Here is a 22,704-nt window from a genome sequence, read left to right as displayed (position 1 = left end):
GTCAGCCTCCCCGGGTACCGTTGCTCTCATCGGCCGCCGCCGTACGCGCCGCGTCCTCTTCCTGCAACTTGCGCCACAGGATCTTGCCGCTACCCGATTTCGGCAGCGACGTCACGAATTCGACGATACGCGGCGCCTTGTAAGACGCCATCTGCTCATGCGACCAGTCGATGATGTCCTGCTCGCTGATCGCGCCAGCGTGTGTCGCAGCGGGCACTACAAGCGCCTTCACGGTTTCACCGCGCTTCGCGTCTTTCACGCCGATCACGCACACCTCCTGAATCGCCGGATGCCGGTACATCAGCGCTTCGACTTCCGCGGGCCAGACCTTGTAGCCTGACGCGTTGATCATGCGCTTAAGGCGATCGGTCATGAAGAAATACCCCTCCTCGTCGATATGACCGAGGTCGCCGGTCCGCAGAAAACGCTTGCCGTCGAGTTGGATAAACGCTTCTTCGGTACCTTTCGGATTGCGCCAGTAGCCTTGCATCACCTGCGGCGCGTTCACAATGATCTCGCCCGTTTCGCCTTGCGGGAGTTCCTGCAACGTGACCGGATCGATCACGCGCGAGTCCACGTCGAACACCGGAATGCCCAGGCATTGCGGTTTCGGTCGATGCGGCGGATTGATGTGCGTGCCGGCAATCGTTTCGGACATGCCGTAGCCTTCTACATAATCGAGCCCCGTCAGCGATTTGAGCTTTCTGGCAATGGCATCCGGCATCGCCGCGCCGCCGCCGCGTGCACCCGTCAGGCTCGACAGATCGTATTCGCCGAGCTTCGGATTCGAGAGAAAGTCGACCATCATCGCCGTGATCGACTGCCACGCGGTCACGCGATATTTCTGCATGCATAGCGCCGCCGCTTCCCGATCCCAGCGCGGCAACACGATAATCGTGGCTCCCGAGAAGACCGCGCTGTTCATGCCGCCTTGCATGCCGGTCACGTGAAAGAACGGCAATATCGATAGATACACACCGTCCGGCGGCGCCGAAAACCACACGCACCCGCCGAGCAGCGTGCTCATCACGCTGCGGTGCGTGTGCATGCAGCCCTTCGGCTTGCCCGTGGTGCCGGACGTATACGGCATCACGCACAGGTCGTCTGGACCGCTGGTGAGCGGACCCGGAGCGATACGCCGCTCGAGCACGTCACGCCAGGGCGTGACGCCGGGAATATCGAAGGTCTTGCACGGCGCCGCCACGAATTCCGGCACGGGAATCGGCGACGGCCGCTTCAGGTAATCGCTATACGTCGCGACGATTGCATGCTCGATACCCTGACCGGGCCCGGTGCCGATCAACGGTTCGACGTTCGCGAACAGGCATTGCGGCGTGATGATCGTCGTCGCCCCGCTGTCTTCGACGTAGTGAACCAACTCACCGGTCATGTTCATTGGATTGACCGGCACCACCACGGCGTTCGCGCGCAGGATCCCATAGTAGGCAATGATCCATTGCGGGCTGTTCTGCATATAAAGCAGCACGCGGTCGCCCGCCTTGACGTGGCACTCCTGCTGAAGGAATCCCGCGATGCGCTCAGCTTCGTCCTTGAACTCGCCGAACGTGACCGGTGTGTCGTAGAAGACGATGAACGGTTTGTTGGGAAAGCGCGCCGCCGACACCTCGGCGTTATAGAAAATGCTGGTCTCGGGCAGCGTCAGATGCAGTGGCACTTGCGGCGGCCAATGCGGGTGATGGCGTTCGTTCATAGGCGTCTCCTGCCTTACTGTCTGTGCGCGTTTCACCCTGAGGGTGCGCGCTTCATTCACATCCGCCGCGTGGCGGATGCGACCGGCTAATGAGTCAACGGCGTCAGGCGTTTCATCAACGCCCGAGGTAGCGTCCAAGCTCCACCTTTGCGATGGCGTTGCGGTGCACTTCGTCGGGACCATCCGCAAAACGCAGCGTGCGCGAACTCGCATACGCGCGCGCGAGGCCGAAGTCGTCGCTGACCGAGCCGCCGCCGTGCACCTGCATCGCCCAATCGATCACCTGGCATGCCATGCTGGGCGCCGCCACCTTGATCATGGCGATTTCCTGACGCGCGTCCTTGTTGCCGACCGTATCCATCTTGTGCGCCGCGTTCAGCACCAGAAAACGCGTCTGGTCGATCATGATGCGCGCATTCGCAATCCGTTCACGTGTGACGCCCTGATCGGCGATCGGCCGACCGAATGCCACGCGTTCCAGCGAACGGCGGCACATCGCTTCGAGTGCGCGCTCCGCGCGCCCAATCAATCGCATGCAGTGATGGATGCGGCCCGGTCCGAGCCGCCCTTGCGCGATCTCGAAGCCGCGGCCCTCGCCGAGCAGCATGTTGCTGGCCGGCACGCGCACGTTTTCAAATGAGATTTCGGCGTGGCCGTGTGGCGCGTCGTCATAGCCGAATACTGGCAGATGACGCAGCACTTTCACGCCGGGCGTGTCCTTGGGCACCAGAATCATCGACTGCTGCTGATGCCGGTTCGTATGATCCGCATTGGACTTGCCCATGAAGATCAGCACCTTGCAGCGTGGATCGTTTGCGCCCGAGGTCCACCATTTGCGGCCGTTCAGAATGTAGTCGTCACCGTCGCGTTCAATGCGCGCTTCGATATTGGTTGCATCCGACGACGCCACCTCCGGCTCTGTCATGGCAAATGCCGAACGGATCGTGCCGTCGAGCAAGGGCAGCAGCCATTGTTGTTGCTGCTCGGGCGTGGCGTAACGCACCAGCGTTTCCATGTTGCCCGTGTCCGGCGCGGAGCAGTTGAACGGCTCCGCACCGATATGGGAGCGCCCCATGATTTCGCACAGCGGCGCGTATTCAAGATTGGTGAGCCCCGCGCCGTATTTCGACTCGGGCAGGAACAGATTCCACAAGCCCACGGCCTTCGCTTTCTCTTTCAGTTCCTCGATCACCTGCGCGGGCTGCCACCGGTTACCGGATTCGCGCGCGGCATCCATCTGCGTTTCGAAGATCGCCTCGGCTGGATAGACGTATTCGTCCATGAAAGCGTTCAGGCGCTGCTGCAAGCTCTTGACCTTATCCGAGTACTGAAAATCCATACGGCGTCTCCTGTCGACCGGAGTTAGCGCTTTAGCGCTTACTCCGGTCCCATGCAAGGCGGTCGATCAGAGTTCGCGCTTTAGCGCGTTACTCCGGTCCCATGCAAAGCTGTTGTTTACGCGAGCGAAGCGCGGCAATACCCTCGCACTGCGCCTCGAAACCGGTCACTCAGACAATGATCGAGCCGCCATCCACGGCGAAATACTGGCCCGTAATATGACGCGACGCTTCACTCGCGAGGAACACGACCGGGCCTTTGAGATCTTCGTCGCCGCCGAGACGCTGCAACGGCGTGCGCGAGACGATGGTGTCTTCGAGTTTGTCGAGCAAGCCTGCCGACATCTTCGACGGGAAGAAGCCCGGGCAGATAGCATTCACGTTGATGTTGTACTTGCCCCACTCCGCCGCGAGCGCCCGCGTGAAGTTGATCGCCGCGGCCTTGGACGTGTTGTACGCAATCGTGTTCATGCCGGGCGGCGAGCCCTTCAGCCCCGCTACCGAGGCGATATTGATGATCTTGCCGGCATGGCGCGGAATCATGCTGCGCTTACCGACTTCGCGAGCGACGAAAAACGGTGCGTGGACATTCAGGTTCATCACCTTGTGCCACGCTTCGTCGGGATAGTCCTCGGCGGGTGCGCCCCAAGTCGCACCAGCGTTGTTCACGAGAATGTCGATGCCGCCATGCAGGCCGAGCACTTCATCCACGAGACCAGGGATACCCTCGAAGCGCTGCAGATCGTTGACTATCGTCTGCACCGCGATGCCCCGGCTTTGCAGATGCGATTTCGCCTCGGCGAGTTCGTCGGCCTTGCGCGCCGTGATGGCCACGCGGCAGCCCATCTCTCCCAGCGCCTCGGCCATTTGCAGGCCGAGCCCACGAGAGCCACCGGTGATCAGTGCAACCTTGCCGTCCAGTTGAAACAGGTCTTTCACAGACATTACGACGCTCCTCCAAGTTGTTCTGCAATGCAGACTTATATTCCAGATTCTGTGACCATCATACGTGCCGAAATTCGGCGTGTAAATAAAAGCACGCTCATTCACTTTTGATTTAAACTGACACGCATCTTCGATGGGCGGATCATCGGGACTTACCCGAATACCGCACGTCCCAATCGGGCCGCATCAGTGCGAACGCAGGCGTTTTTGTACTTGTCGCGTAGCTGTTCTGCATAGCGGCTCACTTTTAGACGGGTCTTCTCCCATGCAAGATGCGTTGATCATCAACTCGCGTGACCTGGAATTCCAGCTATTCGAAGTGCTCGAAGCCGAAACGCTCACACAGCGCACACGCCACGCCGACCACAGCCGCGAGACTTTCAACGCCGCGCTTGAAACCGCTCATGCGGTTGCCACCGAAAAGTTCGCACCGCACAACCGCCTCTCCGACGAGCACGAACCGCAATTCGACGGCCAACGTGTCACGATGCCCGCGGAGGTCAAGGAAGCACTCGACGCATTCCGTTCGGCCGGTTTTCTTGCGTCGGGTAAAGACTACGAATGGGGTGGCATGCAGTTGCCTTCGGTCATTTCCTTTGCCTGCCTGTCGCTCTTCAAGAGCGCCAACATCGCCACGTCGTCTTACGCGATGCTGACCACGGCGAATGCGAACGTGATCGAACGTTTCGGCAGCGCCAAGCAGAAACGCAAGTATCTGCAGGCCTTATTCGAAGGCCGCGCGTTCGGCACAATGGCGCTGACCGAGCCGCAAGCGGGCTCGAGTCTCTCGGATCTCGTCACCAGTGCGGCGCCCAACGAAGACGGCACCTATTCGATCCGCGGCAACAAGATTTTCATTTCCGGTGGCGACCACGAATTGAGCGAGAACATCGTCCACCTGGTGCTGGCGCGCATTCCCGGCGGGCCGCCGGGCGTTAAAGGCATTTCGCTGTTCACGGTGCCAAAGTTCCACGTCAACGACGACGGCAGCCTCGGCGGTCGTAACGATGTCGCGCTCGCGGGATTGATTCATAAGATGGGCTGGCGCGGCACGACGTCGACCATGCTGTCGTTTGGTGAACGCGGCGAATGCATCGGCGAACTGGTGGGAGAGCCGCATCAGGGTCTCGCTTATATGTTCCACATGATGAACGAGGCGCGCATCGGCGTAGGCCTCGGTGCGGTCATGCTCGGCTATCGCGGCTATCTGGCCTCGCTCGATTACGCACGCGAACGGCCGCAAGGGCGGCGTCCGGATAACAAGAACCCGCTCGATCCGCAATTGCCATTGATCGAACACGCCGACGTGCGCCGCATGCTGCTCGCACAAAAGGCCTACGTGGAAGGCGCATACGCGCTGTGCCTGTACGCGGCACGCCTCGTCGACGAACAGAATACTGGCGAGAACGATACGGCGCGCGCGGAAGCGGGCCTGCTGCTCGATCTGCTAACACCCGTGGTGAAATCGTGGCCCTCGCAGTGGTGCCTTGAAGCGAATAGCCTGGCGATCCAGATTCACGGCGGTTACGGCTATACGCGTGAATATCCGGTCGAGCAGTTCTATCGCGACAATCGCCTGAACATGATTCACGAAGGCACGCACGGTATTCAGGCACTCGATCTGCTGGGCCGCAAAGTGGTCATGAAACAGGGCGCTGCGCTCAAGCAACTGGAGCGCGAAATACAACGCAGCGTTGAAGCGGCGCGAGTTCATTCGGCGCTGCAGGCGCATGCCGATTCACTCAGCAAAGCATGGAACGAGTTGACTGGCACGGTCGAAGCGTTATTGCCCACGCTGGCCCGCGAAAGCGAGCGCGCGCTCGCCAACGCGAATGCCTTTCTCGAAGCATTCGGCCATATCGTGATTGCGTGGACCTGGTTGCGGCAGGCGATCGTCGCGAGCGCTGCGCTACCCGATGCGAAAAGCGCAGCCGATAGCGACTTCTATCGCGGCAAACTGCATGCTTGCCAGTGGTTCTTCCGTTGGGAATTGCCGCGCGTTTCGCTAATGCTTGCCACGCTGCGCGGTCTCGACGATACGACGCTCAGCATGGCGCCCCAGTGGTTCTGAGTGCTGCGACGCTATTCGGGTAGACGCGGCATCCTTGTGGCTGGATGTCGCTTGATACCGTTCAATGCGACAGCGCGCTTTCCAGCTGCGTCACCACATCGATCAACCGGGGCCGCACTTCTTCGAGCAGAAATTCTTTGGAGAGCTTGAATGAAGGGCCGCCGACATTGATCGCCATGATCGGCAGTTCGCCACCCGGCTGGAAAGCACGCGCGATGCCGTTCACCTCTTTCTGCCAGTCCCCGAATGAAGTCGTGACGCCCAGCGTGCTGTAATCTTCGAGCGCCTTCTCAATGCCGCGACGGGTTTTCGGCCACGCCACGTGATCGAGCTCACGCACCTGTTCCATGAAGCTGAGACGGTCGTGTTCAGGGATCGCCGCGAGCCACGCACGGCCAATCGCCGACGTGGCGACCGGAATACGCGAACCGACTTCAAGCGTCAGCGTGAGCGCAACGGAGGCCCGGCAATTTTCCACGTAGATCATCGAGAGCCGGTCGCGCGTTCCCAGCGACACCGTTGCGCCGGAGATGTCGGCCAGTTCCTGCATCACCGGCCGGGCAATCTTGCGCACATCGAGCCGCGCCAGCATCGCGCTGCCTAGCGCGAGCGAAGCCGTGCCAAGCCGGTATTTGCCGCTCTCTTTCAAATGAATCAGATAGCCGAGTAGCGTAAGCGTATGCGTCAAGCGCGATACCGTCGATTTCGGCAACTTGCAACGCAATGCGAGTTCCTGATTGCTCAACGATTTGTCGCCTGAGCGAAAGCACGCCAGCACCTCGAGCCCGCGTGCCAGCGCCGTGACGAAATGGCGGTCGTCTTTGTGTGCCTCGTGCGCCGTCCGGCTCGCAAGGACCGTATTGGTTCTCGCGGCCGCAGCGGGTTTTTGCGCAGCTTCGCCGACGTTCGGGATGTCGACCGGATTATCGATCGGGCTGTTATGGGTTTTGCTCAAAATGAAACGCGCTCCCGCGAAACGGCACCCTTTGAAGGACAAACCGTGCCCGGACCAAGGGTAAGCCGGGCTGCGAAATTATAGTCCGGAGTCACGGCGCGCACGAAATCGGTGCGGGCACCTGGCGAAGACGTGTCTGAACTGAAGTTGGACGCAGGCTTAAGCAGCTCAACGCAAACAGTGGCTCAGATTTCTTCTTTCGGCGCAGCGACCACCGGGCTGAAAAAATAAACCACCGCGCCGATCGCAAGCGGCACGACGGTCACGGCAAACAACGCCGAGTAGATTCCCGCGTTCAATAGATGCGCCTGTTTCGCGGCGCCCGCGATCCAGCCGAAACAACTGCTGGTCAGCGCCACACCGAGAAAAACGAGGCTGTTGAGCAGGCCCAAACCGAGGCCGAGCCGGCGCGGCGCAATGATGGCGCGCGCTTGCGACATCACGAGCGGATGAATCGAGCCGACCGAGAACAACACGCATATCAACGCAACACTGACGAGCCAGTTGCCGTCCGGACTGACGGCGAGCACCAACGCCGCCAGCACGCCGGCGATCAGCCACAGCAGCGAAATAAGCTTGGGCGCGCAGAACCGCACGGCCACAGGAATACAGAAGGAGGCGGCGATCCCGATCACGCTGGTGACGGTCATTGCATTGCCGCGCGCGATGACGTCGAAGCCGTATACGTCGGCGAGATACGGTCCGCCCCATGACGTACGGAACGTGCTGCCGACCGATAGCGCGAGACAAGCGGGCATCAAGGTCCAGAAACCAGTGCGCCGTTTCACTGCGCTTGCGGCGTGTTGCAATGCAGCGAGACTTTGTTCATGCGCGGCGGCATCGCGCCGGCGCACAAAGCATACGACGCCAAGCGTCGCGCATAGCATGGCGAGCGCGGCAGTGACCATGACCGGACGCCAGCCAAAGCTCGCTGTTGCCCGGCTCAGCGGAAACGCAGCCAGCAGTGCCCCCGCCATGCCGATCGCACTCGCCGTCGTGACGGCGCGCACATTGCGCGTGCCGTGGCCGGAATGCAGGACGTAATTGAGCAGCCCCATGAAGATGGGCGCGCAACCCAGTCCGATGCCGGCTTGCGCGACGAGCGCAACGGTTGCGCTCGTCGTCATCGAAAGAATGCCGGCGCACGCGGCGCCGATGCCCATCAGAAGCGCGGTCGGTCCGCGCACGCCGTAGCGGTCGAACATGATGCCGACCGGCAGTTGCGCCATGGCGAACACGAGAAAAAACGAACCGGCGAACCAGCCGAACATTTGCGGCGAGAAATGGAAATCGCCGATCAACTGGGTGGAGATCACAGCGATATAGCTGCGAAAAAACTGGCTGAGCACGTAGCTGAAGGTCAATGCCCACAGGCCGTAATCGATCGACGATGCAGGGGCATCCGTGCGTGGCTCAAGGAGTTGCTGCTGTACGCCGTCAGACATCTGCGGAGCGCCTTTGATGATCGAAGCCGCCATGATAGGTGAATCGTGCACCGGGCGGATGGGTCAGTTTTTTCAACACGGGTGCGTTTGCTGGAGTATTGTTTAAGCGCGCTGGGAGCTTCACACGTCACTCTTCTACAAGACAGGGAACTCCATGTGGGCGGAAAAATGCTTGCAGGCGCGTGGTTTTTTGCATGCAACGATGCGACATCAACTTTTCGAGAAATGGAGAAAACGTGAAAACAGTCAATCTATTGAAGGCGCTCGGCATCGCATTGTGTGTGGCGACTGCGTCCAGCGCCTATGCCCAGTCGAGCGACGCCATGGCGTCGGGCGCCATGGCGGCGCCGGCTCCGAATACAAAGGCGATGAAGAGCACGGACCGCAAGTTGGGTCTGACCGTACGCAAGGCTTTGGCGAAAGCACAGGGTTTTGATGTGTCGAACGTGTTTGTCCGGGCGCGTGGCGGCGCAGTAACGCTGACTGGATCGGTGCCTGATGGTGCGCAGATTCCGCAAGCGGAGGAAGTGGCGAAGGGTGTTGCCGGCGTAAAGTCGGTGAACAACAAGCTGACGCTCGGCACGCAAGGCGGTGGGGGTTAATCGCGCCAGGCGCATGATGAACGACGACAGGTTGCGATAGGCAGCACCGCAAAAACCCATTTGTGGCGGTGCCTATCGTCCTCAGATTGTCCTGGTATTTGAAACCATCACCCAGGCGCGCTTGCGCGCAATCGACGTATTACGTGCCCATGGTGATAATCAGCTTACGCACGCACGAGGCCCGTCATCGGCCGCATTCCCGCGGTCTGGCCAAACAACGTGCTGGCCGTGCGTTGCGGATCGAGTCCGAGGCTTTCGCTCGCAACGCCGGCGATCAAGGCATCCAGTGACATGGTGGGCTTGAGGTCGCGCGCTTCGTAAAGGTCGCCCGGTTTCAGGCCGGGCCAATCGGCAAGCACGCGTCCGCCCGCCACCGATCCACCCAGCACCATCGCAACCGAGCCGGTGCCATGGTCGGTGCCTCCCGTGCCGTTAGCGGCGGCGGTTCTGCCAAACTCCGTGGCCACCACGACGGTGGTCTTGTTCCACAACGGACCCATGCCGTCGCGCAACGCCGCAAGCATCGTATCGAGCGCTTTCAACTGATTGGCGAGGCGCGCGTTCTGCGCGGTATGCGTGTCCCAGCCACCGGTCTCGATCATCGCGATACGCGGACCGTCGTCGCGCGACAGAAAACCGGCGGCGAGCTTGCCGAGGCTCGCCGGGTCCTGACGCGCACCGGCGTCGCCCGCGAGCCCGCGCGCGGTCATTGCCGACTCCCACAGCGGCCGCAATTGCGCATCCTGGTCGTACAGTTGCGCGACCCGCATGAGCAGATCGTCAGGCGCCTGCGGCAAGCCCGAGGGCGCGTACGACGTCACCGCCGCCTTGCCGCGCAGCGCCATCGGCACAGTCGGCGCGAAGGCGATCGCGTTCTCGCGCGTGGTGGGCATCGATGCGGCGAGCCGGTTCAGCCAGCCGTCCTTCATCTGATACGGCGACGTGCCGCCGGTCTCCAGCACGTTCTGCCCGTCGAAGTGCGAGCGATCGCGATACGGCGACGCCACCGCGTGGACGAACAGCGCCTGATGGTCCGCATACATTGCGGCGGTCTGCGTGAGCGAGGGATGCAGCGCGAAGGTGCCGTCGAGCCTGGTCGCTTTGGATGGGTCGATCGCGAGCGCACCGCGCAGTGTCGCGTAGGCCGGTTCGGCGTACGGCACGACGATGTTCAACCCGTCGGCCGCGCCACGCTGGATCACGAACACGAAGCGGCGATCGGTTGCGACGCTGGCAAACGCAATCTGCGGCGACACGAGAATCGCGCCTGCGCCTGCAGCGGCGACGCTCAAAAATTTGCGGCGTGAAAGCATGGCGTTCATCTCCGTTGAAAATCGGGCGAGACCAGCAGCAGTGCAATCGCCGTCGACGCGCTTTCGGCTCGCGACACAGCCTCAGCAGTCGGCGCACTGAGCGAGCCGGCCAGCAAGGTCTGGCCGAGCGAGCGCGCATCGAGCCGGTCGCCGACGCGCGACGCGAAGCGCTGCGCCACTTCGACGCGGCGCACGAGCGCATCGGGCGCCGCCCAGCTCGCGGCGATGTCGTCGTAACCGGCGGGCGAGCCCGGGCGCCATACTGGCTGACCGAGCTGCGTCAGAATGGGCGCGGTCTGCAGGTTGCCGACGTCCTGCCAGCCGAGCCCGCGCATCGAAGAAATGGTCCATTCCCACGGTGTCTTGAACTTCACCGCGATCGGCGACCACGCTTGCGGCATGTCGAGCAACGTCCGGTACACGGTCGGCAGATCGCCACCGCTGCGCGCGAAAGCGTTCGCGAGCCGCTCGCTCACGTCCGGCGGAGGATTGTCCGCGACGAAGTGACGGGCGAGCTTGCCGCCGATGTGCTGCGCCGTCGCGGGCGCGCTTGCGAGGTCATGCAGGATCGCGAGCGCCTGCTCTTCTCCCGGCTGGTCATAACGACGGCCCATGATGGTTCTCGAGCCCGGTTCGTGCAGCGCGGTGCGAAATACGAAAGTGCCTGGCGCAGTATTCGGCGGCATGCCTTGCCGAAGCGGGTTGCCTGGATTGTTCGGATTGCCAGGATTACCGGCGAGACTCCAGCCGGTCAGTGCGCGGGCGAATTCGGTGACGTCGTCCTGGTTATAGCCACTGCGCACGCCGAGCGTATGCAGCTCCATGATTTCGCGCGCCAGATTTTCATTCAGACCACGTTTGACGTCAGGATTGCGCTGCGCGGCGCGCATCGCCGCCATGCTGTCCGGACCGACGGAGCGCGTCTGATCGAGAAACAACTGCATGGCCGGATGACGTTCCACCGCAACCAGCATGTCTTCGAAACGGCCGAGCACATGCGGGCGGATCGCTTCCGCTTCGAACGAGCCGGCCAGTGCCGCGACGCCAGGTTTTTCCGTCGATACTGCGAAGTGATTCGCCCAGAAATGAACCAGCCGTTCGATGAAAGGCGTCTGCGTGGTCAGTGCGCTTGCGACCCGCGCGTTCACCGAGGAACGGTACAGGTCGAGCACTTCACCGCGCAGCGCTTTTCGTTCGGCTTGCTTAGCAGTCTGGGCAGTGGTTTCTGGTGTACTTTGGCCAGTGGTTTGCGCATTGGTTTGCGCATTGGTTTGCGCATTGGTTTGCGCATTGGTTGGTGCATTGGCCTGCACATTCGCCTGATTGGCGCTTGCGCCATCGCTGAGGTTCTGCGGATTCTGCCGGTTTAACTGGTTCAGTTGCATGCGCTGCTGTGCCAGCTCGGTGGACAGCACCACCGAATCAGGCTGGCTCGCCCATGCGGCAGGCCGCGGCTGATACTGCTCGAACTGCGCGAGCAGCCATCCCTTCGGGTCGGCGGGCGGCGTGTCGTCGGCACGGGCACCAAGGCCGAAGCGGTTCAGCGCAATCGCCGCGGCATTCATGTTCGGTGAGGTAGCCATACCGTCCTCTTCGGCGTTGGATATTTCTTTAAACGACCGCCACGATGAAATCCGTCGCGCTCGCCCAGAATTTTTTATTCGCCAGAAGCTTCACTCGAAGCGCCACTCGCAGCCGGCTTCTGCGGCTTGTTCGGATTGGCCGCCGGCTGCGGCTCACGCCACTGACCGCGCAGCTTCAGGCTGTCAGCGAATTCGACGCGTTCCTCGGGCGACAGCGTTGCCGCAAAATCCGCCACACTGCCCTCCACTTGCGCACGCAAGCTGCTGTCGGCCTCACGCGTGCGGGCCAACGCTGCGTCCAGCGCCGCGCGATCGAACTGTGGCGCGGCAAGCAGACGCAATACGTCGTGGCGCCCTTCACGCCCCTCGCGGGCAAACTCCTTGCCCTCGCGGCGTGCATTCCTCAAGCCGTCGATAAAGGCCTTCTGACGTTCGGCCGGCAGCGTTTCGGCGGCGAAGCGCAGCGCCGTGCGCTGCTGCGCCAGCACCGGGGTCATCGCGCCATGCGCCGCGAACCATTGATAAGCACCACCCACAATCGCGCCCAGCAGAAACACGTTGAGCACCAGCGAAACCGCCAGCACGATTTTCCATGACCGGCCGTTCATTCGCCGCTCCAATCGGCGGAGGACCCACCGAAACTCGAAGTTAAGTAAGAAGACTCATGCGCCTGCGGAACCGCTCCCGTCAATACGAAGAACGACACTGCAAAAGCACCGGCCACGCCACCGAGCAGTCCGACGCCTGCCACGGCCGCACCCGACCACCACAAGCGCCGGCGCGGCGCGGCAGGCCGCCGTTCCGGTGCGCTGCCGATGATGCGCTGCTGCAACGCCGCGCCCGGCGGATCGACCTTGTCGGCCGCCAGCCACGCATCGATGCCGGCCGCATCCGCCAGCAGCGCATCGGCCTCGACGCGATGCGCCGCGGCCCAGGCCTCTCCCGCTGCGCGTTCCTGTTGCGGCCAGCGGCGCGGATCGGCACCGTAGGCTTCGACAATCTGATGAAATCTTTCGGGCGTCATGACTTGTCCTTGCTAAGGCCGCTGCCGGCCAGTTGGGCGCGCAGATTGCGGCGCGCACGTGCCAGCAGACTTTCCAACGCATCGACCGTGATGCCCATCAGGGCGGCAGCGTCGATGTTCGACATCTCCTGGTAGTAATTGAGCACCAGCGCCTCGCGCTGGCGTGCCGGTAATGCGGCGAGCGCCTCGCGAACGCGCTCGTCCTGGGCGCGCGCTTCGAGGGCGGCGTCGGGCAACGCGGCAGGGTCGATCTCGTCGGGCATGTCGTCGTACGGGACTTCGCGGCGGCCGCGCAAGCGGTCATAGCAAAGATTGAGCGCGACGCGATGCACCCACGTATCGACCTTCGCCTCGCCCTCTCGCCAGCGCGAAGCCTGTTTCCAGATCCGCACGAAGACTTCTTGCGCCACGTCTTCCGCTTCCATGCGATCTCCCAGCATGCGCGTGGCGAGCGCGAGCAGACGCGGCAGCTTGCGCGCGACGAGCGAACGGACGGCGGCCGGGTCTTGTCGCGCAACCCCCGCCAGCAGTTCCGCATCGGGATCGCGTTCGCTCAAGGCATGCGGCTCCACATGATGTTGCTTTCTCCCACAAGGGTTGAAGCCCTAAGCGGCTCTGTTTCTTCTTGAACGCAGTAGCCGGAGAAATCCGTCGCTCTGATTGGCATGAGAGAGAAACGTGCCGATGCGTGCCCGTCGTAGCCAACAAAGCGGCCTTCACATCGCAGGCCAACGAAAGCTTAACGACAGCAAACGTTATTCAAATGAATGGCGACAGATAGGTAGCGTAATGTTCGCGCCCTCAAATCTTAATCAGCGGGTGTTCCAATGCGCGCTGTTTCTTGCGGTAAGACCACTAGCTGTATTTCTAACAATATCCCCAGCGAACATCCACACGTGCATCACTGGAAACGCTGAACGGCGAAGTCGAATCTGGAGCCAGTCACATGTTCCGTAGAACCCTCTTACCCATCCCGTTTGCTGCGATGCTTGCGCTCGCAGCTTGCGGAAACAATAGTGTGAGCTCGACGGCGTCGGCGCCGGCGACTGCATCGACACCGGTAGTCACGGTGTCGGCGCAGGACGCTGTCACGACGACCACGCCGATCAAACACGTAGTAGTGATCTTTGGCGAGAACGTCTCGTTCGACCACTACTTCGCGACCTACCCGCAGGCCAGCAACCCGGTTGGCGAGCCGCAATTCACGGCAGCCACAGGCACGCCCGCGGTCAACAACCTCAGCAGCAACAACCTGATCACTGCGAACCCGAACGCGCTCGCGACCTCGCCGAACACGGCAGGCCGCACGGTCGGCGCCGTGACGATCGCGGGCCTCGGCCTGCCGGCAGCCGATCTGCTGCCGTTCCGTCTCGATCGTTCGCAAGCCAATACCTCGAGCCAGAACCACGCGTATGCCGCGGAACAGCTCGCGTATAACAATGGCGCGATGGACTCGTTCCCGCTGTTCACGGCCTCAGGTTCGACAATTGCTGGCAGTACCGGCGCGTTCGCCACGAAGGGCCAGGTGCTCGGCTACTTCGACGGCAATACGGTCACGGCGATGTGGAACTACGCGCAGAACTTCGCGCTGAACCAGAACGCGTACACGGACACGTACGGTCCGTCGACGCCTGGCGCACTCGAAGTGGTCTCGGGCCAGAACAACGGCGTCGTGGTGACGGGCGGAACCTCGGCCAACGCGATTCCGGATTCGACCGGTGGCTTCACGATGATCGGCGACCTGGATCCGACCGGTGACGTCTGCACGATCGCAGCGGGCAGCGCCCCGACGGGCGCAATGTCGTCGAACAACAAGAACATCGGCGACCTGCTCAACGCGAAGGGTCTGACGTGGGGCGGCTTCATGGGCGGCTTCAATCTGACGACCACGAATGCCAACGGCACGACCGGTTGCGCACGCTCGACATTCTCGCAAGTGCTGAACGCGACCAAGGCCGACTACGTGCAGCATCACGCGTGGTTCCAATACTACCCGACCACGGCTAACCTCGCGCATACGCGTCCTTCGTCGGCGGCTGTGATCGGCGCGACCGATCCGCTCGACAACACCGCAACGCCGGTTCACCACCAGTACGACACCGACGACTTCTTCGCCGCAGTGAAGGCGGGCAACTATCCGTCGGTGAGCTTCCTGAAGGCACCGGCAATCAGCGACGGGCACCCGGGTAACTCGGACCCGATCGACGAACAGGCTTTCGTCACGAAGGTGATCAACTTCCTGCAGCAACAGCCTGACTGGAAGAACACCGCCGTGATCATCGCCTACGACGATTCGGACGGCTGGTACGACCACCGCTACAAGGCGCCGACGAGCTCGTCGTTCGACTCGACCACGGCGCAATCCGCGGGCGGCAAGACGGTGGCGGGCACCGACAACCTGAGCGGCACCGGTGCGTGTACGGCAACGGGTGCGGTTCAACCGCAGGGCGTGAATGGTGGCGCAGTGAATGGCCGTTGCGGCCCGGGTACGCGTACGCCGTTTATCGTAGTGTCGCCGTGGGCGAAGGTTAATTTCGTCGACGATACGCCGATCACCCAGGCGTCGGTTGTCAAGTTCATCGAGGACAACTGGCTCGGCGGTCAACGCCTTGGCAACGGTTCGTTCGATGCAGCGGCGGGCAGCATCATGAACATGTTCAACTTCTCAGGCTCCGGCAACAATCCGACGGTGTATCTGGATCAGAACCTGGGTACGAAGCTGTCCGCGCCGCCGGCCAGCTGATCCCGGCACGCGTGCGGACTGCCCTTCCGGTGCGCTTCCCTTCACGTCATGCACGAGCGCTGTTCGTGCATGACGGCACGAAGCACGCCGCGGGGAAGAACAGGAAACACACCAAGCTGTAGTTAGGCGTCGAGCCAGTGCAAACGTGCTGGCTCGATTTGCTTTTTTGATCGCATCCGATCGAATTACTCATCACCATCGCCATGAATCATCCTTCAGACGCCGTGCTGCCCTCGCATCTGCCTGCCGGCGGTGAGCCGGGTCCCGTCATTACCCGTCGCTCGTGGCTCAGGCTGCTCGCATGGAGCGCCACCGGCATCGTGCTCGCGCTCGTCGTGGTTTGCGCGTACGCGCTCGTCTACCCGGAACGGATGCCGCCCGCAGTCGGCGCGATCGTCGAAGAAATCACCGGCGCGAATCCTCATCCGGTTCGTTTGATGCGTCCGCAAGATGCGCCGCTGAGCGCGGTTGCGCTGCTCGGTAAACAGATTTTCTTCGACCAGACCTTGTCGGCCTCGGGTACGCAGTCGTGTGCGTCATGCCACTCGGCGCAGCATTCGTACGCACCGGATAACGCATTCCCGGTTCAACTCGGCGGCGCGCACATGAATCAGGCGGGCTATCGGCCGCCGCCGTCGCTGGCGTATCTGTACCGCCAGGCGCCGTTCAGCATCGGGCCGGATCAGGGCGATACCGATGTGCCTGTGGATATGACGCAACTGGCGTCACAGGCGGCCGGCGTGCAGCGCGCACAGAAGACGGCGCTCGCCGCGCCCGCCGCTCCGGCGATGGTGCCGCAAGGCGGACTGTTCTGGGACGGCCGCGCCGATACCTTGCAAAACCAGGCAATCGGCCCGCTGATGAATCCGGTGGAGATGGCCAATGCGACAGAAGCGGATGTCGCGCACAAGCTGCTGCAAACGAAGTATGTTGAGCAGTTCAAACAGATATTCGGCCCGGGCATCCTCAACAATCCGAGCCTGCTGATCTCCGAAGCCATGTTCGCCGTGGGACGGTATCAGACCGAAGATCAATCGTTTCATGCCTTTACCAGCAAGTACGATTACTGGCTCGAAGGTAAAGCACGGCTGACGCATGCTGAATTGCATGGCTTGCAGTTGTTCAACGATAAGGACAAGGCTAACTGCGCGGGTTGCCATTTGAGTCAGCCTAGCAAGGATGGCCTGCCGCCGGTGTTTACCGATACGCAGTACGAGGCGCTCGGCGTGCCGCGTAATCCGGCCATTCCGGCCAACAAGGATCCGAAGTTCTTCGATATGGGCGTGTGTGGCCCGTTCCGCGATGACATGACGAAGGAAACGCAGTACTGCGGAATGTTCCTGACACCGACCCTGCGCAACGCTGCCGAGCGTAAGGTGTTCTTCCATAACGGCGTGTATCACGATCTCAAGCAGGTCATGGACTTCTACAACCTGCGCAATACGGCGCCTGAGAAGATCTATCCGCGCGATGCGTCCGGGAAAGTACAGAAGTACAACGATCTACCGGCCCAGTATCACGCCAATGTCGACGTCGCCGATGCGCCGTTCGATCGCAAGTTCGGTGATCAACCGGCCATGACGGATCAGGATATTCAGGACATCATTGCGTTTATGAAAACGCTGAGTGACGGGTATAAGGCTGCAGGGTCCTGACCTCCACAGGAGGCGGTCACATAGCCTTTGCGCAGCGTCGCGCGAGCCGGTGGGGTATCCTTGCTGGTTCCGCGACCTCTATCCGTATCCTGCCCGATGGCCGATTTCCCTTTCGACGCCGTACTCTTCGACTGCGACGGCGTGCTCGTCGACTCCGAACCCATTACCAACCGCGTGCTGACCGAGATGCTCGGCGAGTTGGGCTGGCAATTGACCGTTGAAGAGGCAATGCGCATTTTTGTCGGCAAGGCCGTCAAGGATGAAGCCGCACTTATCGAAGCACGCACCGGCTTCGCGATTACGGCGGATTGGCTCATGCAGTTTCGCGCGCGCCGTAATGAAGCGCTTGATCGCGAGTTGATGGCGATTGACGGCGCAGCGTCAGCAGTACGCGCGCTTTACACGACGCTTAACGGACGCATCGCGGTCGCGTCGGGCGCCGATCGCATCAAAGTTGAATTACAACTTGTGAAGGCCGGTATCCTCGACTGCTTCGACGGGCGCATCTTCAGCGGCCACGAAACACCGCGCAACAAGCCGTATCCCGATGTCTACCTCGCCGCGGCCGCGGGGGTCGGCATAGAACCGCAACGATGTGCCGTCGTGGACGATACCGTCACGGGCGTGACTGCAGGCGTGGCCGCCGGCGCCACGGTGTTCGGCTATTGCCCGAAGGAACTGAGCCACAGCAGCGCCACTGCATTGCATGGCGCGGGCGCGGTTCATGTGTTCCGGGACATGGCCGAATTGCCCGCGTTGCTCGCCGGCTGGCGTGGCGTGCAAGGCTGAGAGCACGCGCCGTTACTCGAACGCAGGGTCGATCGGTACGCGATATCCCACTGCGAGGCGGTTAGTCTCATTCGCCATGCCGACCACTGCCAGCAGCTCGCCGAACATCTCGTCGGTCATACCGGCGCGGCGGGCCGCAGCCGTATGGCTCGCAACGCAGTAAGCGCAATTGTTCGTCACGCTCACGGCAACGTAGAGCAATTCCTTGATCAGCGGATCGAGCGCGCCCGGCGCCATCACGTCCTTCAGACTGTCCCACGTACGAGCGAGCGTAGGGGGATGCTGGGCGATGTATTTCCAGAAGTTATTGACGTCGTCGACCTGGCGGGTCTGCTTGATGTCGTCGTAGACAGCTTTGACTTCGGGCGAAGCTGCGGAATATTCAACGGCTTTAAGCTGGCTCATACGTCCTCCTTTGCTTGCTAACGGGAATCGGCGGGGAATCGGCGATTCGTGCGCGAGTGGCGCGGCGTTGCCTATTGTGCCCAGAATTCCGACGGATCGAGCGAATGCATTGCGCCGTTGGAACGCACGAGCACGGCCGCCACGCCCGGATATCGCTATTGCATCTTATCGAGCCGACGCAGCACCTGCCCACTCGCACTGTCTTCAACATGCCAGCCCTCGGCTCTTAAGTGGTCACGCAGACGGTCGGCCTCCTTCCAGTCTTTAGCCGCGCGGGCCTTTTCACGCTCACCGACGATATGCGCGATATCCGCGGGAACCGCTACCGCGTCCTCCTTCCATTCGGCGAGCCGTAACCCGAGTACGGCATCGAAACGATCGACCGTTGCGCGCCGCGTCGCCGCCGGTAGATGGCTTCTGACCACTTCCCACAACACAGCAAGCGCACGTGGCAGGTTCAGATCCTGATCGACCTCAGCCTGGAAGCGGGCGGAAAAATCCAGATCGGGCGTACCGCCGTCTGGCCACCGCACATAAGTTCTACGCAAACGGTCCAACGCGGATTGCGCAGCGTCCAGCGCGTCCGCATTGAAACGCAAGCTGCTCCGGTAATGCGCGCTCAGGCATAAATAACGATACGCAAGCGGATCGATGCCACGCTCAATCAACGTCTGCAGGCGCACGAAGTCGCCACCCGACTTCGACATCTTGCCCGCGTCGAGCGTGAGGAAATGGCCGTGCATCCAGAAGTTCGCGAGGCGGGTTCCGTGGCGCGCCTGGGTCTGCGCAATCTCATTGCTGTGATGCACGGCGATGTGATCTTCTCCGCCGCAATGAATGTCGAACCACGGGCTTAGATATTTCGCCGACATCGCCGAGCATTCGATGTGCCAACCGGGAAAACCTCTTCCCCATGGGCTATCCCACTCCATTTGCCGCATGGTGTCCGGTGGGCTGAATTTCCACAGCGCGAAATCCGTCGCGCGCTGTTTCTCTCCCAGTGCAATGCGCTTCCCTGCCTGCGGGCCGGCTATATCAAGTCGTGCGAGAAAGCCGTAATCGTCCTGTTTGCCCGTATCGAAGTAGACGCCATCGGCCGTGCGGTATGTGTAGCCCTTGCGCTCGAGTTCGGCAATGAACTCGATCTGTTCGGCAATGTGATCGGTCGCGCGGCACCACACGGTGGGTTCCAGCAGGTTCAGCGCGCGCCAGTCGCTCATGAAATCTGCTGTGTAACGTTCCGCAATCGCCCAGGCCGACTCGCCCGTGCGCCGGCTACCCTTCTCCATTTTGTCTTCGCCTTCGTCCGCATCGGAGACCAGATGACCCACGTCGGTGATATTGACGACGTGCCGCACGGCATAGCCGTTCAACGCCAGCACGCGCCGCAGCACGTCCTCGAACACGTAGGTTCGAAGGTTGCCGATATGCGCGTGGTCGTACACAGTAGGGCCGCAGCAATACAGGCCCACATGGTCTGCCTGAATCGGAGTGAAAGCGCGCAAGGTGCGCGACCAGGTGTCGTAGAGGGCGAGCGGCATGTGAATTCCTGTGGTGTCGAACGCGTTGGTGAACGTAAAACTCAACGTAGAAACAGCGCGCAAAAAGCGAAAATGAAAAAACCAAAACAAAAAGGCCACCGGTCGTGTGACGGGTGGCCTCAGGGCTATGGACGTGTACAGATCGACTCGCTAGACGCAAGCTCCCCTTGGCAGGCTGCAACAGCATGCGCGCAAAGAATGCGAACGGGAATGGATAGAAGCGGTCATGGAAACGATGCTAACGCGTGTTTCGACGCGGGTCAATCTCGAACATGGTCTGGCGCGTGCCACGCCTCGGGTCGCATGTAATTCGTGGTTTGTGCCTCTGCCGAACGTCTCAACCAGGACCGATCGGCACACGGCAACTATCCTGTCGCCGTGTGCACTACGATCAGTCGCGACTGCGTTTAAGCCTTCGCTACCCGCCCATACGTATCTTCGAACCGCACGATGTCGTCCTCGCCGAGATAGGCGCCGGACTGCACTTCGATCAACTCGAGCGGAATCTTGCCCGGATTCAGCAAGCGATGCGTCACGCCGAGCGGAATGTACGTCGATTGATTTTCGGTCAGGATGATCTCTTTATCGCCGTTGGTAACGAGCGCGGTGCCCTTGACGACGATCCAATGCTCCGCACGATGATGGTGCATCTGCAAGCTCAGTTGCGCGCCGGGGCTGACAACGATGCGCTTGACCTGGAACCGGTCGCCGCTGTCGATACCCTCATACGATCCCCACGGCCGCACCACGCGACGATGCGTGACCGACTCGTGACGTCCCATGGCATTCAACTGCGCAACGATCTTTTTGACATCCTGCGCCTGGTCGCGATGCGCCACGAGCACAGCATCGGCGGTCTCGACGATAACGACGTTATCCAGCCCGATCGCGGCAACCAGCCGGTGCTCGGCGCGGATGTACGAATTGGTCACGGCGTCGGTCAGCACGTCGCCGAGCAGCGCATTGCCCTGCGCGTCGCGCTCCGCAATGTCAGCAAGCGCGGTCCACGAGCCGATGTCGTTCCAGCCGAGATCCGCGACCGCGACCACGGCGGCGCGCTTCGTTTTCTCCATCACGGCATGGTCGACCGAGATGTTGGGACAGGCCGCGAAAGTTTGTGCTTCGAGACGGACGAAATCGTTGTCGCGCTGCGCACCTTCCAGTGAAAGTTCAGCCTGCTTCGCGATTTCAGGTTCGTAGCGGCGCAGCTCCTCCATGTAGGTGGACGCTTTCAGCATGAACATGCCGCTATTCCAGTAGTAGTTGCCATCCTCGAGAAAGCGCTGCGCTGTCGCTGCATCCGGCTTCTCGACGAACGAGTCGACCGCAAAGGTCGGCTCGCCTTCGACGAGACTCGCACCCGAGCGAATGTAGCCGTAACCGGTATGCGGTTCGGTCGGCGTGATGCCGAACGTGACCAGGTAGCCGTCTTTGGCAATCTGGGCGGCGGCTTCAGCCGCTTTGACGAAAACCGCTTCGCCGGTGATCACGTGATCGGACGGCAGAACGAGCAGCAATGCGTCCGGGCTTTCGCGCAGTGCCAGCAACGCCGCGACCGCGATAGCCGGCGCCGTGTTGCGGCTGGCGGGCTCGAGCACATCGCCGACGATACGACATCGACCTGGCGCAACTGTTCGGCAACCAGAAAGCGCTGTTCATTATTCGTCACGACGATCGGCGATGCGACGTCGGCGATACCGCTCAAGCGCAGCGCGGTTTGCTGAACCAGGGTGTTTTCGCCCGTCAGCTTGAGATATTGCTTCGGATATCCGCCACGCGACATCGGCCACAGCCGGGTGCCGCTCCCACCGCAAAGAATCACTGGATGAATATGCATGGTCTTTTCCTCTCTAGGTATTGTTTGAATTTGCGCGAGCCGATTCCCTCTGCCCCCATTCAAGCCCGGCGCATAAGCTGCATTCGCACCGATTCTAGTTCATGCGGCAAACGGCGCGAAATTGGCGCGCGGCGCGGCAGTTCGACAAAGCCGAGGCGTTGATACAAATCGTACGCGCGCCGATTGCTGACCAGTACGTCCAGGACGATCTGCCGATCCGGTTCGTCGTGCATCAGGCCCGCGCGCAACACGCTGGTAAATAGCGTGCTGAACACACCGGTACTCCGCATCTGTTCACCAGTTGCGCAATGTGCAATCAGTGTCTGCGACGACTTGGGCGCGGGCAATTCACTCTCCAGCACCAAGCCGCGCAACAGCATGGCAACCGTACGGCGCACGCCAAAAAACATGAGCAGCATCAGCGCGACATGCGGATCGTCAAACCAGGTGTTCCGGCCGTCATGCATGGCAAGCACCGCCGCCACCTTGCCGTCGCCCGTCACGGCGACGTGGTGCCGCCGATAGGAGAAACGGCCGTGTTTCGACGTGAAGGCGAATTCCAGAAACTCGGCACACCGTTTGTCAGATTCACCGAGAAAGAACCCGAACTCCCGTACGCCCGAGGCGAAAATCAACGGCGCGCACGCCTCGGCGTCTTCCGCTCGCGCGGGACGGGCTTGCAACGCGCCCGATTCCCGACCCTGCTGCTGCGCGCGAACGCGCTCTGATTGAACGGCGTACATGGCGG

18 protein-coding genes and 1 pseudogene are annotated in these 22,704 nt (G+C 61.5%); 5 read left to right on the top strand and 14 right to left on the bottom strand.

All coding sequences use genetic code 11. From position 1 onward, the window contains the following. Nucleotide 1: 1 nt before the first annotated feature. The 3 genes from ACUN0E_RS13295 to ACUN0E_RS13285 form a co-directional block, all read right to left on the bottom strand. A complete protein-coding gene (locus ACUN0E_RS13295) occupies nt 2–1,711 on the bottom strand; it encodes a long-chain fatty acid--CoA ligase (protein WP_445566864.1) in 1,710 nt (569 codons plus the stop codon). A 115-nt stretch (nt 1,712–1,826) separates the two neighbouring features. Further along, the gene (locus ACUN0E_RS13290) at nt 1,827–3,050 is read right to left on the bottom strand and encodes an acyl-CoA dehydrogenase family protein (protein ID WP_445566863.1); all 1,224 of its coding nucleotides are present in this window, start codon (nt 3,048–3,050) and stop codon (nt 1,827–1,829) included. Between the two features lie 169 nt (nt 3,051–3,219). After that, nucleotides 3,220–3,993 carry an SDR family oxidoreductase gene (locus ACUN0E_RS13285; RefSeq protein WP_408225128.1) on the bottom strand — a complete coding sequence of 258 codons (774 nt, stop codon included), beginning with the start codon at nt 3,991–3,993 and terminating at the stop codon, nt 3,220–3,222. 265 nt (nt 3,994–4,258) lie between these two features. Here ACUN0E_RS13285 and ACUN0E_RS13280 point away from each other — a divergent pair, with 265 nt between their 5' ends. Continuing rightward, the gene (locus ACUN0E_RS13280; protein ID WP_445566862.1) at nt 4,259–6,064 is read left to right on the top strand and encodes an acyl-CoA dehydrogenase; all 1,806 of its coding nucleotides are present in this window, start codon (nt 4,259–4,261) and stop codon (nt 6,062–6,064) included. 61 nt (nt 6,065–6,125) lie between these two features. Here the strand turns inward: ACUN0E_RS13280 and ACUN0E_RS13275 are convergent, their stop codons facing one another. Further along, nucleotides 6,126–6,860, bottom strand: coding sequence for an IclR family transcriptional regulator (locus ACUN0E_RS13275; protein WP_408225290.1), 735 nt, complete (start codon nt 6,858–6,860; stop codon nt 6,126–6,128). 344 nt (nt 6,861–7,204) lie between these two features. Next, nucleotides 7,205–8,497 (bottom strand): MFS transporter, encoded by a 1,293-nt coding sequence (locus ACUN0E_RS13270; RefSeq protein ID WP_445566861.1) that lies wholly within the window; start codon nt 8,495–8,497, stop codon nt 7,205–7,207. A 203-nt stretch (nt 8,498–8,700) separates the two neighbouring features. On the opposite strand from ACUN0E_RS13270, the gene ACUN0E_RS13265 reads away from it, so the two are divergent. Next, on the top strand, nt 8,701–9,066 hold the full coding sequence (locus ACUN0E_RS13265; protein WP_408225137.1) for a BON domain-containing protein: 366 nt from the start codon (nt 8,701–8,703) through the stop codon (nt 9,064–9,066). Between the two features lie 164 nt (nt 9,067–9,230). On the opposite strand, the gene ACUN0E_RS13260 is transcribed toward ACUN0E_RS13265, so the two are convergent. The 5 genes from ACUN0E_RS13260 to ACUN0E_RS13240 form a co-directional block, all read right to left on the bottom strand. Further along, the gene (locus ACUN0E_RS13260; protein WP_445566860.1) at nt 9,231–10,379 is read right to left on the bottom strand and encodes a DUF1501 domain-containing protein; all 1,149 of its coding nucleotides are present in this window, start codon (nt 10,377–10,379) and stop codon (nt 9,231–9,233) included. 5 nt (nt 10,380–10,384) lie between these two features. Further along, nucleotides 10,385–11,962, bottom strand: coding sequence for a DUF1800 domain-containing protein (locus tag ACUN0E_RS13255; protein ID WP_445566859.1), 1,578 nt, complete (start codon nt 11,960–11,962; stop codon nt 10,385–10,387). 74 nt (nt 11,963–12,036) lie between these two features. Further along, on the bottom strand, nt 12,037–12,570 hold the full coding sequence (locus tag ACUN0E_RS13250; RefSeq protein WP_445566858.1) for a periplasmic heavy metal sensor: 534 nt from the start codon (nt 12,568–12,570) through the stop codon (nt 12,037–12,039). Then, nucleotides 12,567–12,986 (bottom strand): hypothetical protein, encoded by a 420-nt coding sequence (locus ACUN0E_RS13245; RefSeq protein ID WP_445566857.1) that lies wholly within the window; start codon nt 12,984–12,986, stop codon nt 12,567–12,569. The genes ACUN0E_RS13250 and ACUN0E_RS13245 overlap by 4 nt, the downstream gene beginning before the upstream one ends. Beyond that, nucleotides 12,983–13,558: an RNA polymerase sigma factor gene (locus ACUN0E_RS13240; RefSeq protein WP_445566856.1), complete on the bottom strand. Its 576-nt coding sequence runs from the start codon at nt 13,556–13,558 to the stop codon at nt 12,983–12,985. Before ACUN0E_RS13240 ends, ACUN0E_RS13245 begins: the two co-directional genes overlap by 4 nt. Before the next feature lie 374 nt (nt 13,559–13,932). On the opposite strand from ACUN0E_RS13240, the gene ACUN0E_RS13235 reads away from it, so the two are divergent. The 3 genes from ACUN0E_RS13235 to ACUN0E_RS13225 all read left to right on the top strand — a co-directional run bounded on the left by ACUN0E_RS13235 (nt 13,933) and on the right by ACUN0E_RS13225 (nt 18,173). Then, on the top strand, nt 13,933–15,729 hold the full coding sequence (locus ACUN0E_RS13235) for an alkaline phosphatase family protein (RefSeq protein ID WP_445566855.1): 1,797 nt from the start codon (nt 13,933–13,935) through the stop codon (nt 15,727–15,729). 203 nt (nt 15,730–15,932) lie between these two features. Beyond that, a complete protein-coding gene (locus ACUN0E_RS13230; RefSeq protein ID WP_445566854.1) occupies nt 15,933–17,384 on the top strand; it encodes a cytochrome-c peroxidase in 1,452 nt (483 codons plus the stop codon). Nucleotides 17,385–17,480: 96 nt separating this feature from the next. Beyond that, a complete protein-coding gene (locus ACUN0E_RS13225) occupies nt 17,481–18,173 on the top strand; it encodes an HAD family hydrolase (protein ID WP_445566853.1) in 693 nt (230 codons plus the stop codon). Nucleotides 18,174–18,185: 12 nt separating this feature from the next. Here the strand turns inward: ACUN0E_RS13225 and ACUN0E_RS13220 are convergent, their stop codons facing one another. The 4 genes and pseudogenes from ACUN0E_RS13220 to ACUN0E_RS13205 all read right to left on the bottom strand — a co-directional run bounded on the left by ACUN0E_RS13220 (nt 18,186) and on the right by ACUN0E_RS13205 (nt 22,699). Then, nucleotides 18,186–18,578: a carboxymuconolactone decarboxylase family protein gene (locus ACUN0E_RS13220; protein WP_408339105.1), complete on the bottom strand. Its 393-nt coding sequence runs from the start codon at nt 18,576–18,578 to the stop codon at nt 18,186–18,188. Nucleotides 18,579–18,733: 155 nt separating this feature from the next. Continuing rightward, the gene (cysS, locus tag ACUN0E_RS13215; RefSeq protein WP_445566852.1) at nt 18,734–20,119 is read right to left on the bottom strand and encodes a cysteine--tRNA ligase; all 1,386 of its coding nucleotides are present in this window, start codon (nt 20,117–20,119) and stop codon (nt 18,734–18,736) included. A 407-nt stretch (nt 20,120–20,526) separates the two neighbouring features. Continuing rightward, nucleotides 20,527–21,956: pseudogene (locus tag ACUN0E_RS13210) on the bottom strand (mannose-1-phosphate guanylyltransferase/mannose-6-phosphate isomerase). A 59-nt stretch (nt 21,957–22,015) separates the two neighbouring features. Continuing rightward, the gene (locus tag ACUN0E_RS13205; RefSeq protein ID WP_408391894.1) at nt 22,016–22,699 is read right to left on the bottom strand and encodes an N-acetyltransferase; all 684 of its coding nucleotides are present in this window, start codon (nt 22,697–22,699) and stop codon (nt 22,016–22,018) included. Between the last annotated feature and the right edge of the window lie 5 nt (nt 22,700–22,704).

Source organism: Paraburkholderia sp. D1E, from assembly GCF_052682275.1.
The sequence above is the reverse complement of the archived record's forward strand: the minus strand, read 5'-3'. Positions and strand labels throughout refer to the sequence as shown.

Bases quoted from the DNA above. Each gene is read 5' to 3' on its own strand.
- ACUN0E_RS13290 (WP_445566863.1), bottom strand. From the start codon at position 3,050: ATGGATTTTCAGTACTCGGATAAGGTCAAGAGCTTGCAGCAGCGCCTG.
- ACUN0E_RS13270 (WP_445566861.1), bottom strand. From the start codon at position 8,497: ATGGCGGCTTCGATCATCAAAGGCGCTCCGCAGATGTCTGACGGCGTA.
- ACUN0E_RS13230 (WP_445566854.1), top strand. From the start codon at position 15,933: ATGAATCATCCTTCAGACGCCGTGCTGCCCTCGCATCTGCCTGCCGGC.
- ACUN0E_RS13295 (WP_445566864.1), bottom strand. From the start codon at position 1,711: ATGAACGAACGCCATCACCCGCATTGGCCGCCGCAAGTGCCACTGCAT.
- cysS (WP_445566852.1), bottom strand. From the start codon at position 20,119: ATGCCGCTCGCCCTCTACGACACCTGGTCGCGCACCTTGCGCGCTTTC.
- ACUN0E_RS13225 (WP_445566853.1), top strand. From the start codon at position 17,481: ATGGCCGATTTCCCTTTCGACGCCGTACTCTTCGACTGCGACGGCGTG.
- ACUN0E_RS13250 (WP_445566858.1), bottom strand. From the start codon at position 12,570: ATGAACGGCCGGTCATGGAAAATCGTGCTGGCGGTTTCGCTGGTGCTC.
- ACUN0E_RS13245 (WP_445566857.1), bottom strand. From the start codon at position 12,986: ATGACGCCCGAAAGATTTCATCAGATTGTCGAAGCCTACGGTGCCGAT.
- ACUN0E_RS13280 (WP_445566862.1), top strand. From the start codon at position 4,259: ATGCAAGATGCGTTGATCATCAACTCGCGTGACCTGGAATTCCAGCTA.
- ACUN0E_RS13220 (WP_408339105.1), bottom strand. From the start codon at position 18,578: ATGAGCCAGCTTAAAGCCGTTGAATATTCCGCAGCTTCGCCCGAAGTC.
- ACUN0E_RS13260 (WP_445566860.1), bottom strand. From the start codon at position 10,379: ATGCTTTCACGCCGCAAATTTTTGAGCGTCGCCGCTGCAGGCGCAGGC.
- ACUN0E_RS13255 (WP_445566859.1), bottom strand. From the start codon at position 11,962: ATGGCTACCTCACCGAACATGAATGCCGCGGCGATTGCGCTGAACCGC.
- ACUN0E_RS13285 (WP_408225128.1), bottom strand. From the start codon at position 3,993: ATGTCTGTGAAAGACCTGTTTCAACTGGACGGCAAGGTTGCACTGATC.
- ACUN0E_RS13235 (WP_445566855.1), top strand. From the start codon at position 13,933: ATGTTCCGTAGAACCCTCTTACCCATCCCGTTTGCTGCGATGCTTGCG.
- ACUN0E_RS13205 (WP_408391894.1), bottom strand. From the start codon at position 22,699: ATGTACGCCGTTCAATCAGAGCGCGTTCGCGCGCAGCAGCAGGGTCGG.